Raw genomic sequence first — 14,144 nt, forward strand, 5'->3', positions numbered from 1 at the left:
GGTTCGAAGATCAGATCCAGCCACGCAAGGCGGCAATGGCAATGGCTCCGGCCTTGTTGGCTGCGTTGGTCTTGGTGATCACGCTGCGGATATGGAAATTGACCGTGCTTTGCGACAGCGAGAGGATGGAGGCAACATCGGCAGCGGTCTTGCCGGCGGCAGACCATTTCAGCACTTCCAGTTCACGCTCGCTCATTTTCGGCTGGGGTGGGCATAGCGCGTTCAGGTGGTGCTCGCCCAGTACCGCGTGAAGGGTGTGGCACAGCCACTGCACACTGCCGGCTTTGTCGTACAGTTCGAGCATATCGATGTGGCCGTTTGGCCGAGCGACACTGATCTGGCTCTCGTTGTGCTGCTGATCGTGAAGCGACTGTGTCCAGCCGTGGCGCAAGCCATGCTGGCAGGCCGTTTCGCGAAATTGCGGTGCTTCCTTGTACAGGTCATCGGTCCACAGCACCGGCGTCGTCGAGCTGTGGCTCAGGTTCGCTGCCGGGTCCAGCTTGTAGAAGTCGTCGCGCTGGTAACGCTCGATCCACTCAATTGGGTAGTTGCTGTAGAGGTACAGCCTTGGCGTTTGCGTAGCGATCTGAATGCGGATGTTCAGCCCAAGGTAATCCATGTCCAGGTCCTGAGCCAGATGGACTGCGATGTCGAATAGCTTCTGCGGGCTGCGTTCGCTGACGAACGCATGAAGATACTCGGGTTTCCAGTGAAGCATTTGAAACACTCCTTGGGGCGCGCAGGATCCAATCCGTTTGAGTACCCGGATGATTGTAGGAAAAGACCTACCATCTTGTTGGGATTTTTTTGTTATAGCGAACAGGATTTTCTGCGAGTTCGGCACGATCACCCTTGATGAGGCCCTACAAAGCGGTGGTTTTTATCCTGGCCACTTTAGGCGACACTGTGCACACGCCAACCTTGGAGCCCGATATGACCGCTAGCGCCGAAAAGTTCACTCGCCAGACACTGCTTGATGTTCAGCCACTGACGCCGAACCTCTTCAGCCTGCGGGTTACGCGCGATGCGGGGTTCCGCTTCCGTTCCGGCCAATTCGCCCGGCTAGGTGTGACCAAGGCCGATGGTAGTGTGGTGTGGCGCGCCTATTCCATGGTCAGCGCCCCCCATGACGAGCACCTGGATTTCTTTTCCATCGTGGTGCCAGGTGGTGAGTTCACCAGTGAGCTGAGCCGTTTGGGTGCAGGCGATACGTTGCTGATCGACCGACAGGCGTTCGGTTTCCTCACCCTCGACCGCTTCGTCGGTGGTCGTGACCTGTGGCTGCTGGCTACCGGTACCGGCATTGCGCCATTCATGTCGATCCTCCAGGACTTCGAGGCCTGGGAGCGCTTCGACAGCATCAAGCTGGTGTATTCAGTGCGCGAAGCGAAGGAGCTGGCCTATGTGGATGAAATTGCCGGGCTGGAACAGCGCGATTATCTGGCCGAGTACGCGGGCAAGTTGCAGTTCATTCCCGTGGTGACCCGTGAACAACACCCTGGGGCGTTGAATCAGCGGATTACGACGTTGATCGAGAATGGCGAGCTGGAGAGGGCGGCAGGGCTTGAACTGTCGCCGGAGCATTCTCGTGTGATGCTGTGCGGCAACCCGGAAATGATCGACGAAACCCGCAAGGTCCTCAAGGCGCGCGACCTGCAATTGAGCCTGAGCAAGCGGCCGGGGCAGGTGGCAGTCGAGAACTACTGGTAAGTCCATTGCGGCCGTTGCGGGCCTATAGGCGCGGGTTTACCCGCGAAAGGGCCGGGCCTGGTGGCCAATCTCCACCCGCCGTTCACCGTTGCCGCCGCTACCGTATTCGCGGGTAAACCCGCTCCTACACCGGATTGGTGGTGGACACACATCGGAGGTTGGACACAGGCCGCCGTGTAGGAGCGGGTTTACCCGCGAAGAGGCCGGCCCTGCTGGCCAATTTCCACCCGCCGTTCACCGTTGCCGCCGCCACCGTATTCGCGGGTAAACCCGCTCCTACGCAGATTGGTGGTGGACACACATCGGAGGTTGGACACAGGCCGCCGTGTAGGCGCGGGTTTACCCGCGAAGAGGCCGGCCCTGCTGGCCAATTTCCACCCGCCGTTCACCGTTGCCGCCGCCACCGTATTCGCGGGTAAACCCGCTCCTACGCAGATTGGTGGTGGACACACATCGGAGGTTTAACACAGGCCGCCGTGTAGGCGCGGGTTTACCCGCGAACACCGGCGAAGCCGGTGCCATCCACCGCACTGGATTCTTCGCCAGCATGCCCGCTCCTACAGCGCCCCCGGCAATTTCAGGGCAAGCGGTTCTGGTTCTGCGTCTTGAGCAAATCGCGGATTTCGGTCAGCAGCGTCTCTTCAGCCGAAGGCACAGGCGGCGTAGTCGGCGCCACGGCTTCTTCACGTTTGAGCTTGTTGATCGCCTTCACGCCCATGAAAATGGCAAAGGCCACGATCACGAAGTCGATCACGGTCTGGATGAACTTGCCATACGCCAGCACCACCGCTGGCACGTCACCTTCGGCAGCCTTCAGGGTAATGGCCAGGTCGCTGAAGTCGACGCCGCCGATCAGCAGGCCCAGTGGCGGCATGATCACGTCGCCGACGAAGGACGAGACGATCTTGCCGAAGGCCGCGCCGATGATGATACCGACCGCCATGTCGACGACGTTGCCTTTGACTGCGAAAGCCTTGAACTCGTTGAGCACGCCCATGTTTGGTTCCTTGTAACAAAAGGTGAGGTTAACGCAGTGTAAGCCACTTAAACGCTTCATGCGTTGTGTTCAGGGCTACTGACTGCAGTTAGAACGAATAGTTTTGTCGCATCTCGAGGCGTTCGAGACACGTCCTGCTCAGTTATCATGGCGAATTTTTCCAGGAGACCCCACCCATGGCCAAGGCCAAGCGCTTGTATGGCTGCACCGAATGCGGCGCGACCTTCCCCAAATGGGCCGGCCAGTGCGGCGAATGCGGGGCCTGGAACACCCTGGTCGAAACCATGATCGAAAGCGGCGGCGCTGCTGCACCCAGTAGCGGCCGCGCAGGCTGGACAGGACAGCAGGCGCAAATCAAGACCCTGGCCGAAGTCAGTGTCGAGGAAATCCCGCGTTTCACGACCAGCAGCACCGAACTGGACCGCGTGCTGGGTGGCGGCTTGGTGGATGGCTCGGTGGTGCTGATTGGCGGTGACCCCGGCATCGGCAAGTCGACCATTTTGCTACAGACCTTGTGCAACATCGCCGTGGGCATGCCGGCACTGTATGTCACGGGGGAGGAGTCGCAGCAGCAGGTGGCCATGCGCTCGCGGCGGCTGGGCCTACCCCAGGACCAGCTCAAGGTGATGACCGAAACCTGCATCGAGACGATCATTGCCACAGCGCGGGTCGAGAAGCCGCGGGTAATGGTGATCGACTCGATCCAGACCATTTTCACTGAGCAGTTGCAATCGGCCCCGGGCGGCGTGGCCCAGGTGCGCGAAAGCACAGCGTTGCTGGTGCGCTATGCCAAGCAAAGCGGTACAGCAATCTTTCTGGTCGGCCACGTGACCAAGGAAGGCTCGCTGGCTGGCCCAAGGGTGCTGGAGCACATGGTCGACACGGTGCTGTATTTCGAAGGTGAGTCCGATGGCCGGCTGCGCTTGCTGCGGGCGGTCAAGAACCGCTTTGGCGCGGTCAACGAGCTGGGCGTGTTCGGCATGACCGATCGTGGCCTCAAGGAGGTATCCAACCCGTCGGCGATCTTCCTCAACCGTACTCAGGAAGAGGTGCCGGGTAGCGTGGTGATGGCAACCTGGGAGGGTACCCGGCCAATGCTGGTCGAGGTGCAGGCGCTGGTCGACGATAGCCATCTGGCCAACCCGCGGCGGGTAACCTTGGGCCTGGACCAGAACCGCCTGGCCATGTTGTTGGCGGTGCTCCACCGCCATGGCGGTATCCCGACCCATGACCAGGATGTGTTTCTCAACGTGGTCGGCGGGGTGAAGGTGCTGGAAACGGCTTCGGACCTGGCGCTGCTGGCGGCGGTGATGTCCAGCTTGCGTAACCGGCCACTGGCCCACGGTTTGCTGGTGTTTGGCGAGATTGGCTTGTCGGGCGAGGTACGGCCGGTGCCCAGTGGTCAGGAGCGCTTGAAGGAAGCGGCCAAGCACGGCTTCAAGCGTGCCATCGTACCCAAGGGCAATGCGCCGAAAGAAGCGCCTGCGGGTTTGCAGGTGATTGCCGTTACCCGCCTGGAACAGGCGCTGGATGCATTGTTCGAATAGTGTGCAGGAGCGAGCAAGCTCGCTCCTGCAATCAGTCAGTGCTCGGCAACGGCCGTGCGCCTGACCGTTTCATTGCCGTGCTCGTCCAGTTCCAGCATCGGCACTTCGTTACCCTCGGCATCGAACAGCTTGCCATCTTTGAAGTAGTCCCCATCACGCAGCGCGGAAATGTCCGAATACTGGATGGTCCGCTCGTAGGCTGCAGCGAACACTGACTGGTTTTCCGAGTTGCCGGTGGTGAAGTGGTTGAAGATCAGGTTCAGCAGGATGGCCATGATCGCCGCCGAGCTGATGCCGGAGTGGAAGATGGTCTCGAACCAGTTCGGGAAGTGGTGGTAGAAGGTCGGCGCGGCAATCGGGATCATGCCGAAGCCCAGCGAGGCCGCGACGATGATCAGGTTGACGTTGTTCTTGTAGCTGACCTTGGACAGGGTGCGGATACCGCTGGCCGCCACGGTGCCGAACAGCACGATACCGGCGCCGCCCAGTACCGGGGTAGGCACGGCGGCAATCACCCGGCCCATGACTGGCAGCAGGCCGAGTACCACCAGAATCACGCCGCCGGTAGCCACCACGTAGCGGCTCTTGACCCCGGTCACGGCCACCAGGCCAACGTTCTGGGCGAACGCGCTCTGGGTGAACGAACCGAAAATCGGCGCCAGGATGCTCGATGCCATGTCGGCGCGCAGGCCGTTGCCCAGGCGCTTGGAGTCCACCTTGGTGTCGATGATCTCACCCACGGCGAGGATATCGGCCGACGTTTCCACCAGGGTGACCATGATCACGATACACATCGACAGGATCGCGGCGATGTGGAACTCCGGCATGCCAAAGTGGAAAGGCGTGGGGAAGGCGAACATCGGGCCTTCGCTGACCTTGCTGAAATCGGTCATGCCCAATGCCCAGGCGATCAGCGTGCCGACCACCATGGCCAGCAGGATCGACAGGCGTGAGATGGTGGCGCTGCCAAGCTTGCTCAGCAGCAGCACGATGGCGAAGGTCAGCCCGGCCAGGCCGATGTTGGCCACGCTGCCGAACTCCGGCGAGGCGCTGTTGCCACCCATTACCCAGCGTGCGGCAACCGGCATCAGGGTCAGGCCGATGGTGGTGATCACGATACCGGTCACCAGCGGCGGGAAGAACTTGGTGATGCGCGAGAACACCGGTGTGATCAGAAAGCCGATCAGCGACGCAGCCATGACCGCGCCGAGCACCCCAGGCAGGCCACCGCCCCCCTCGCTGCTCAGGATCGCACCCATGGTCGCCACACCGGCGAACGACACGCCTTGCACGAGTGGCAACTGGCAACCGAAGAACGGCAGGCCAAGGGTCTGCAGCAGGGTGGCAAGGCCACCGGCGAACAGCGAGGCGGCGATCAGCATGCCGATTTCGGCACCATTCAGGCCCGCGGCCTGCCCCAGGATCAGGGGTACTGCGACGATCCCACCATACATGGTCAGCACATGCTGCAGACCATAGGCCAGGTTGGCACCAAGGCCGAGGTTTTCATCCTCGGGTCGCTTGGCGGGAGACGTGCTAGGGGACGTAGTCATGGAGCAGGCTCTCTGTTTATTGTTGTGCCGCTACTGTAGACACTTCCTACAAATGATTGCCACAAGAATTGTATACAATATTTTGATCGGAGCGCGAACAGATCCGGCCGCAGGGTGTGTTAAAACCCAATGCAGAAGGCGTACCAACTTGGCAGAAGCTGTATTAGAAGGGTGTGTACAAAGCAACGCTACCCAGGCTTAAAGCTGTCTGGGTAGACAAGAAACACCAGGCGGGAAGGCTATTAGCTAGCTAAGAGATTTTATTATTCGATGAGTTCACGCAGCTCACGCATCATTTCGGTGCTGTCAGCCACGTTCAATTCCACAAGACGGTGCAAATGGCTCATCGAGTCGAGGTCGATGTACAGGCAGATGAAGCCCAGGCGGTCCGGTTCTTCGTGGCGCAGTTCGACCTGCATCTGCACACGGGCATCCTCGTTCAGCTCGATGATGGCGTCGAAGTCCTGGGTCAGGTCGGCATCCCAGCCTGCGGGGCGTTCGATCAGCAAGCCTTTGAGTGAAAGGTCCAGCAGTTTTGCAGGCCAGCGTTTCAGCCCCTGGCGCAGCTCGATGGGGGCATCGAAGTCGATGCGTTGAAAGCGGCGGCGTTCGTCATGATCGCTCATGGCTTGGATCCTCGAATAGGTCATCAGGTGTCATCCTGACTATAGTTAGAGTTGCATGTGCATCAGGTACTGCAATCAGGCCGCAGAGGCTCTAGAACAAAGCAAGTGTGGCAATGCCGCTTGACTGGCCCTAGACTCGGTGGGCGGTCTTTCCAATCCACCAGCTGGAAGCTAACCATGAACAACAATAATAGCCTGCTACGCCATATTCCGTGGCTGGCGCTGGCAGTCATAGGTGCCTGCGCACTGGGTGTGGTTGCCCTGCGTCGCGGCGAGGCGATCAACGCCTTGTGGATCGTGGTCGCGGCAGTGGCCATCTACCTGGTCGCCTATCGTTACTACAGCCTGTTCATCGCCACCAAGGTGATGCAACTCGACCCGCGCCGTGCCACCCCGGCGGTGCTCAACAATGATGGCCTGGACTACGTCCCGACCAACAAACACATTCTTTTCGGTCACCACTTCGCCGCCATCGCCGGCGCTGGCCCACTGGTGGGTCCGGTGCTCGCCGCGCAAATGGGCTACCTGCCCGGCACGCTGTGGCTGATTGCCGGCGTGGTGCTGGCCGGTGCGGTGCAGGACTTCATGGTCCTGTTCCTGTCTACCCGCCGCAATGGGCGCTCGCTGGGCGACATGGTGCGCGAGGAAATGGGCAGAATCCCGGGCACCATCGCCCTGTTTGGCTGCTTCCTGATCATGATCATCATCCTCGCGGTGCTGGCACTGATCGTGGTCAAGGCCCTGGCCGAAAGCCCTTGGGGCATGTTCACGGTGATGGCGACCATCCCGATCGCGATGTTCATGGGCATCTACATGCGCTACATCCGTCCGGGCCGTATTGGCGAAATCTCGGTGGTTGGCGTGGTACTGCTGCTGGCCTCGATCTGGCTGGGGGGCGTGATCGCTGCGGACCCGGTGTGGGGCCCGGCGTTCACGTTCACCGGCGTGCAGATCACCTGGATGCTGGTGGGCTACGGTTTTGTCGCCGCCGTGCTGCCGGTGTGGCTGGTGCTGGCGCCGCGTGACTACCTGTCGACCTTCCTCAAGATCGGCACGATCCTTGGCCTGGCCATCGGTATCCTGATCATCGCTCCCGAGCTGAAAATGCCGGCGCTGACCCAGTTCACCGACGGTACGGGCCCGGTGTGGAAGGGTACCCTGTTCCCGTTCCTGTTCATCACCATTGCCTGTGGTGCGGTGTCCGGCTTCCACGCGCTGATTTCCTCGGGGACCACCCCCAAGCTGCTGGATAACGAAACCAACGCCCGCTATATCGGCTACGGCGGCATGCTGATGGAATCGTTCGTCGCCATCATGGCCATGGTTGCGGCCTCGGTGATCGAACCGGGCGTGTACTTCGCCATGAACAGCCCGGCTGCAGTGGTCGGTACCGATGTCGCGTCGGTGGCGCAGACCGTCAGCAGTTGGGGCTTCCTGATTACACCCGAGCAGCTCGAAGCCGTTGCCCGTGACATCGGCGAGCACACCATTCTGGCCCGTGCCGGCGGTGCGCCCACCCTGGCGGTCGGTATTGCGCAGATCCTGCACCAGGTGTTGCCAGGTGAAAACACCATGGCCTTCTGGTACCACTTCGCAATCTTGTTCGAGGCGCTGTTCATCCTCACGGCGGTAGACGCTGGTACCCGTGCCGGGCGCTTCATGTTGCAGGACCTGCTGGGCAGCTTCGTGCCTGCACTCAAACGCACTGAATCGTGGGGGGCCAACCTGCTTGCCACTGCTGGCTGCGTGGCACTCTGGGGCTATCTGCTGTACCAGGGCGTCATCGACCCGCTGGGTGGCATCAACACCCTGTGGCCGCTGTTTGGTATCTCCAACCAGATGCTGGCCGGTATCGCCTTGATGCTCGGTACTGTGGTGCTGATCAAGATGAAGCGTCAGCGCTACATCTGGGTCACCCTGCTGCCGGCCGTATGGCTGCTGATCTGCACCACGGCTGCAGGCCTGATCAAGCTGTTCGACCCCAACCCGGCTGTCGGCTTCCTGGCCCTGGCCAAGAAGTACAGCACTGCGCTGGACGCCGGCCAGGTACTGGCCCCGGCCAAGGACATCGGGCAAATGCAGCACGTGATCTTCAACGCCTACACCAACGCGGGCCTGACGATCTTGTTCCTGCTGGTGGTCTTCAGCATTCTGTTCTTCGCCATCAAGGTCGGCTACGCCGCCTTGGGCCGCAAAGAACGCAGCGACAAGGAAACCCCGTTCCAGGCGTTGCCTGACGCGTAATCGAGAGGACTGCAATCATGTTCAACGACTTGGGTCGACTGGGCAAATACCTGGGGCAGGCAGCCCGCCTGATGGTCGGCATGCCCGACTACGACAACTATGTCGAACACATGCAGAAAACGCATCCGGACAAGCCGGTGATGAGCTACGAGGCGTTCTTCCGCGAACGCCAGGAAGCACGCTACGGTGGCAAGTCCGGGCCCAAGTGCTGTTGAGCCTGCGGTACGTGTAAACCTGTGGGAGCCTGGGTAACCGGCTCCCACAGTCATTTTCAGATTCAGGAGTATTTTGCGTGCAGACGCCCATTCCCGTAACCGTCCTCACGGGCTTCCTCGGTGCCGGCAAGACCACCTTGCTCAGGCACATGCTCAAGGCCGAGCATGGCCTGAAGCTCGCCGTGATCGAAAATGAATTCAGCGAGGCCGGCATCGACAGCCAACTGCTGGGTGACCAGCCGGTGCAGGTCATGACCTTGGCCAACGGTTGTGTATGCTGCAGCATCCATGGCGACCTGACTCGCGCGCTTTACTTGCTGCTTGAACGCCTGGATGCAGGGGAAATCGCCTTCGATCGCCTGGTGATCGAATGCACCGGCCTGGCCGACCCGGCGCCGGTAGCGCAAACGTTCTTCATCGACGAGGAGCTGCGTGAGCGCTACATCCTCGACGGCATCATCACCCTTGTCGATGCCGCGCATGCCGAACTGCACCTGACCCAGACCATCGCTCAGGCCCAGGTCGGCTTTGCCGATCGTCTACTGCTGAGCAAGACCGACCTGGTCGAGCCAACTGCGGTTGAAGCCCTGCGCGAACGCCTGGCCCGCATCAATAGCAGGGCGGCGATCCGTGTGGTCGAACACGGCTGCATCGACCTGGCTGAACTACTGGATGTGCGCGGTTTCAACCTCAACCCCGACCTTGGGGTGAACTTGAAACCGATGTTGCAACCCGTGCTCAAGCCTGCCACCCCGGACCGTATCTCCACGATGGTGCTGCGTACCGAAACCCCGCTGGATATCGACCGCCTCAGCAGCTTCATGAACGAGCTGCTGGAAACCCACGGTAAACAGCTGCTGCGCTACAAGGGCGTGCTGAACATTGCCGGCGAGGCACGCAAGCTGGTGTTTCAGGGCGTGCTCAAGCTGTATGGCTTCGACTGGGACGCCGAGTGGGCCGCAGGCGAAGCGCGCGAGAGTGTGATGGTGTTCATTGCCGACGAACTGCCCGAGGCTACGATTCGGGCTGGCTTCGAGGCAATGGCTGAGGGCTGAGCCGCTGCGGCGCCTGCCCCGCGAACCACTGCGGCCATGAGCTGCGGTGGCGGGTTTCGACCTCGATGCACGGGATCAGGCGTTCGGTCAGCACAGCAGTTTGCCGCACGGCTTTGGCGGTGCGGTACTTGACGCTGTGGATGCACTCGCGGTCGCCGAACTCGCAGCGGTTCAGGGCGGTTCCGCCGCAAGGGCCATTGGCCAGGCCTTTAGGGCAAGTTTCCGGGCAGATATACAAGGTGTCTTCCAGGCGGCAACGGCCGCAGGTGTCGCAACCCACCAGGGGGCGCTTCACATTGCGCTCCAGCGTGTGCAGCACGTGTGCGCCAGCGCGTGTTGCCCACAGAGGCTGGCGCACTGCCCAGCCGAAGGCCTTGCTCAGGCCGTTGCGCCGGCTGAACAGCAGTGAATGCATGCCATGCATCAGGTGATAGCGGGCTTTTTCCTTGAATGAGGCATCGACCCGTGACTCGTCCAGGCGCCAGCCAGCCTGTGGCGGATGGAAGGTCACCGCCGGCAGGCCAGGCATCTGCCAGCTGGCGTGCCAGGCCGGTGCCCATTGCTCCAGGGACTGAACCTGGGATTGCCAGTGCTCGATACGGGTCTCAAGGGCCAGCAACTGTTCGAGTGTGTGAACCCCTGACAGGTGCACACCGGCGTACCCCATCAGCTTTGTACCGATGATCTGCAAGGCCAGGCGGTCAACACTGCGCGCCTGGGCAAAGGCCTTGGACTGCGCCGTTTCCGCTTCCAGCATGTCGCGCATGGAGGGCGTGACAGTCACGCCGGCCACGTGGTCGAGCATCGCCGCGCGCCCGTGGGTGAGGCTCATGAGGCAGGCCAGCATGGGCTTGGGTGAGGCCTGGCGGCGCATCCAGTGTATGGCTTCCTGATGCTTGGCGGCATCGAAGCCCAGTTGCAAGGTGAGAAAGTCAGCCCCCGCTGCCAGCTTTTTCTCGGCCTTGAAATACTGGGCGCCGCCTTCTTCCTCGTGGTACTTGAACGGGTTCAGCGCCGCGCCCAGCAGCCAGTGCGGGCAGGCCTGGCGAGCAATCTGCAGGGCGGCGACCGATTCCAGATAACGCACCGGGCGCTGGCCAGGTTCATGGCCGGGCAGGCGGTCGCCAGTCAGCAGTAACAGCTGGTCGAGGCCGGCGGCGTCCATGCGCTGCAGTTGGGCGAGCAGGTGGTGGCGTTCGCGATCCTTGCCTGAAAAATGCGGCAGGGCAGGCACCGGGTTGCTGAACGAGGCGAGGGCGTCCAGCGGTGACATGTCCAGCGGGCTGCCGACACGATCACCGATGGCCACGGTCATCGGCCAGCCGCACAGGTGCGCACGGGCCATGATCGCTTCCATGGCGGCAAAGCGTTCTGCGGAAGGCTTGGGGACGAACTCCATGACACAGACGAAGTTCTGTTCGCGCAGGGCGGTTTTCAGCAGGCTCATGTTGGCCGGGCACCTGGTGTGGTCAGGGTGGCATTGTGCGGCAGAAGGCGAGCCGGGTCATGTCCGGATGCGCAGGATGGTGATCTGAATGAGACATGGGGGCGCGAAGATCATGACAGCATGATCATGAAGATTTCTTGGGTTCATCTCAAATTTAATGAGTTTGTCTCAATACCCCGTCAGCCGGAGAATCCCCCTTATTCATTCAAGCATGCTGAAGGGACAAGACATGGCACTGGCACATAACCTGGGCTTTCCACACATCGGCCGTGACCGCGAGCTGCGTGCCCGCCACTGGCAGGTGCAGAAAGACGCCGGCATCGAGCTGGTGCCGGTCGGCGACTTCGCCTGGGACAGCCACGTGCTTAGCGCAGGCGATCAGCCGTTGGTTCTGAACTGGGAACCACTGTTCGAAGAAGTGGAGCACGCCAAGGCCCTGGGCCTTGCAGTCAAGCCGGTGGTGATCGGCCCCTTGACCTATCTGTGGCAGGGCCAGACCCTGGGCGGTGACTTCGACAAGCTGGAGCTGCTTGACCGCCTGCTGCCCGTGTATGACCAACTCCTCAACCGCCTGGCCGACCACGGCGTTGAATGGGTGCAGATCGATGAACCCATCCTCGCCCAGGACCTGCCCCAGGATTGGAAAAATGCCTATGAACGTGTCTACAACATCCTTCAGCGCGCACCGTTGAAGAAGCTGATCGCCACGTACTTCGGTGGCCTGGAAGGCAACCTCGGCCTGGCCGCCAACCTGCCGGTTGATGGCCTGCACGTCGATCTGGTTCAGGCGCCCGAGCAGTACCAGACCATTCTCGACCGCCTGCCGGCCTACAAGGTACTGTCGCTGGGCCTGGTCGACGGTCGCAACGCCTCGCCTTGCGATCTGGGCAAGACCCTGGGGTTGCTGCACGAGGCCCATGAACGCCTGGGTGAGCGGCTGTGGTTGGCGCCTGCCTGTTCGTTGCTGGAGAGTCCAGTGGACCTGGCCGTGCAGAAGTGCCAGGAAGTGGCGGTGCTGGCCGCTTCGCTGGAGCAGGACCGAGTCGCGGCTTGATCATTTGCTGCCTGTACGGGCCTCTTCGCGGGTAAACCCGCTCCTACGACGGCCTGCGCCCGATCACCGATGAGTGTCCACCACCGATCAGTGGTAGGAGCGGGTTTACCCGCGAACACGGTGGCAGCTGCAACGGTGAACGGCTGGTGGAAATTGGCCAGCAGGCCCGGCCCTTTCGCGGGTAAACCCGCTCCTACGACGGCCTGCGCCCGATCACCGATGTGTGTTCGTCATCGATCAGTGTAGGAGCGGGTTTACCCGCGAATACGATCGCGGCTGCGACATTGAACAGCGGGTGGAAATTGGCCAGCAGGTCCGGCCCTTTCGCGGGTAAACCCGCTCCTACAACGGCCTGCGCCCGATCACCGATGTGTGTCCGTCACCGATCAGTGTAGGCGCGGGTTTACCCGCGAAGAGGCCGGGCCTGCTTGAATCAATCAGCGTTCGATGGCCAGCGCCACCCCTTGCCCACCACCAATGCACAAGGTCGCCAGGCCTTTTTTGGCATCCCGTTTGATCATCTCGTGCAGCAGGGTCACCAGCACCCTGCACCCGGAAGCACCAATCGGGTGGCCCAGGGCAATCGCCCCTCCATTGACGTTAACCCGCGCGGCATCCCATGCCAGCGCATTGCCCACGGCCAGCGCCTGGGCGGCAAAGGCTTCGTTGGCTTCGATCAGGTCCAGTTCGGCCAGTTGCCAACCGGCCTTGTCCAGGCAACGCTGGGTCGCCGAAACCGGACCAATACCCATGATCGCGGGGTCTACCCCGGCACTGGCGTAGGCGGCGATCTTCGCCAGCACCGGCAGGCCCAACGCCTTGGCCTTCGCTGCGCTCATCAAAAGCACGGCGGCGGCGCCGTCGTTCAGGCTGGAGGCATTGCCTGCGGTGACGCTGCCGTCCTTCTTGAAGGCCGGGCGCAGTTTGGCCAGGGACTCGGCGGTGGTGTCCGGGCGTGGTTGCTCGTCACGGGCAAAAACCTTGGGCTCGCCCTTTTTCTGCGGCAGCACGATGGGGGTGATTTCAGCGTCGAAACGGCCGGCCTCGATCGCTGCCACTGCCTTGCGCTGCGATTCGGCAGCAAAGGCATCCTGCTGCTCACGGCTGAGGCCGTACTTGTCCACCAGGTTTTCGGCAGTGATGCCCATGTGGTAGTCATTGAAGGCATCCCACAGGCCGTCCGTGATCATGCTGTCGATCAGTTGGCCATGGCCCATGCGTTGGCCGGTGCGGGCCGAGGGCATCACGTAGGGGGCAAGGCTCATGTTCTCCTGGCCACCGGCAATCACCACCTCGGCATCGCCACAGCGGATCGCCTGGGCGGCCAGGTGCAGGGCCTTGAGGCCCGAGCCGCAGACCTTGTTCAGGGTCAGGGCCGGTACGCTGAAGGGCAGGCCAGCCTTGATCGCTGCCTGGCGTGCCGGGTTCTGACCGGCACCGGCAGTGAGCACTTGGCCGAGGATGACTTCGTCGACCTGCGCCGGGTCCAGCTCGGTTTGTTTCAGCAGTTGCTTGATCACGGCGGCGCCGAGGTCGACCGCAGGCACAGTGGCCAAGGCGCCCTGGAAGCTGCCGATGGCGGTGCGGGTTGCGGCGACGATCACCACGTCGTTCATGTTGTTGTTCTCCGTGCAATGGGCGTAGTGCCGCCAGCATCGGTGGGTTTGGCTTATTTGTTAAGTTTGTTTTTCTTTCG

Annotated in this window: 12 protein-coding genes; 6 read left to right on the plus strand and 6 right to left on the minus strand. The window is 61.6% G+C overall.

The features are described 5' to 3' along the window. Positions 1–10 precede the first annotated feature (10 nt). Positions 11–718 (minus strand): autoinducer binding domain-containing protein, encoded by a 708-nt coding sequence (locus AA098_RS04665; protein WP_003251617.1) that lies wholly within the window; start codon positions 716–718, stop codon positions 11–13. A gap of 215 nt (positions 719–933) precedes the next feature. On the opposite strand from AA098_RS04665, the gene AA098_RS04670 reads away from it, so the two are divergent. Further along, positions 934–1,710, plus strand: coding sequence for a ferredoxin--NADP reductase (locus tag AA098_RS04670; protein ID WP_003251619.1), 777 nt, complete (start codon positions 934–936; stop codon positions 1,708–1,710). A 577-nt stretch (positions 1,711–2,287) separates the two neighbouring features. Here AA098_RS04670 and mscL read toward each other — a convergent pair. After that, the gene (gene mscL, locus AA098_RS04675) at positions 2,288–2,707 is read right to left on the minus strand and encodes a large-conductance mechanosensitive channel protein MscL (protein ID WP_003251622.1); all 420 of its coding nucleotides are present in this window, start codon (positions 2,705–2,707) and stop codon (positions 2,288–2,290) included. A 176-nt stretch (positions 2,708–2,883) separates the two neighbouring features. Between mscL and radA the strand changes: the two genes are divergently transcribed. Further along, positions 2,884–4,254, plus strand: a complete 1,371-nt coding sequence (gene radA, locus AA098_RS04680) for a DNA repair protein RadA (protein WP_003251626.1) — start codon at positions 2,884–2,886, stop codon at positions 4,252–4,254. Between the two features lie 35 nt (positions 4,255–4,289). Here the strand turns inward: radA and AA098_RS04685 are convergent, their stop codons facing one another. Both AA098_RS04685 and AA098_RS04690 read right to left on the minus strand, forming a co-directional pair. Then, the gene (locus tag AA098_RS04685) at positions 4,290–5,807 is read right to left on the minus strand and encodes a nucleobase:cation symporter-2 family protein (RefSeq protein ID WP_012053706.1); all 1,518 of its coding nucleotides are present in this window, start codon (positions 5,805–5,807) and stop codon (positions 4,290–4,292) included. Between the two features lie 263 nt (positions 5,808–6,070). Continuing rightward, positions 6,071–6,433 (minus strand): PilZ domain-containing protein, encoded by a 363-nt coding sequence (locus AA098_RS04690; protein WP_003251630.1) that lies wholly within the window; start codon positions 6,431–6,433, stop codon positions 6,071–6,073. A 177-nt stretch (positions 6,434–6,610) separates the two neighbouring features. Here AA098_RS04690 and AA098_RS04695 point away from each other — a divergent pair, with 177 nt between their 5' ends. The 3 genes from AA098_RS04695 (at position 6,611) to yjiA (ending at position 9,947) form a co-directional block, all read left to right on the plus strand. After that, positions 6,611–8,677: a carbon starvation CstA family protein gene (locus AA098_RS04695; protein ID WP_004577217.1), complete on the plus strand. Its 2,067-nt coding sequence runs from the start codon at positions 6,611–6,613 to the stop codon at positions 8,675–8,677. A 17-nt stretch (positions 8,678–8,694) separates the two neighbouring features. Next, positions 8,695–8,892, plus strand: a complete 198-nt coding sequence (locus tag AA098_RS04700; RefSeq protein ID WP_003251633.1) for a YbdD/YjiX family protein — start codon at positions 8,695–8,697, stop codon at positions 8,890–8,892. 77 nt (positions 8,893–8,969) lie between these two features. Continuing rightward, positions 8,970–9,947, plus strand: a complete 978-nt coding sequence (gene yjiA / locus AA098_RS04705) for a GTPase (protein ID WP_064613898.1) — start codon at positions 8,970–8,972, stop codon at positions 9,945–9,947. Here yjiA and AA098_RS04710 read toward each other — a convergent pair. Beyond that, positions 9,907–11,394 (minus strand): methylenetetrahydrofolate reductase C-terminal domain-containing protein, encoded by a 1,488-nt coding sequence (locus tag AA098_RS04710; RefSeq protein WP_064613899.1) that lies wholly within the window; start codon positions 11,392–11,394, stop codon positions 9,907–9,909. The two genes, yjiA and AA098_RS04710, sit on opposite strands and share 41 nt — an antisense overlap. A gap of 229 nt (positions 11,395–11,623) precedes the next feature. Here AA098_RS04710 and AA098_RS04715 point away from each other — a divergent pair, with 229 nt between their 5' ends. Then, entirely contained in the window at positions 11,624–12,448 is an 825-nt protein-coding gene (locus AA098_RS04715) for a 5-methyltetrahydropteroyltriglutamate--homocysteine methyltransferase (protein ID WP_064615167.1), read from the plus strand. Positions 12,449–12,885: 437 nt separating this feature from the next. Here the strand turns inward: AA098_RS04715 and AA098_RS04720 are convergent, their stop codons facing one another. Then, the gene (locus AA098_RS04720; RefSeq protein WP_003251640.1) at positions 12,886–14,064 is read right to left on the minus strand and encodes an acetyl-CoA C-acetyltransferase; all 1,179 of its coding nucleotides are present in this window, start codon (positions 14,062–14,064) and stop codon (positions 12,886–12,888) included. Positions 14,065–14,144 lie beyond the last annotated feature (80 nt).

The organism is Pseudomonas sp. JY-Q (assembly GCF_001655295.1).
Lineage (GTDB): Bacteria > Pseudomonadota > Gammaproteobacteria > Pseudomonadales > Pseudomonadaceae > Aquipseudomonas > Aquipseudomonas alloputida.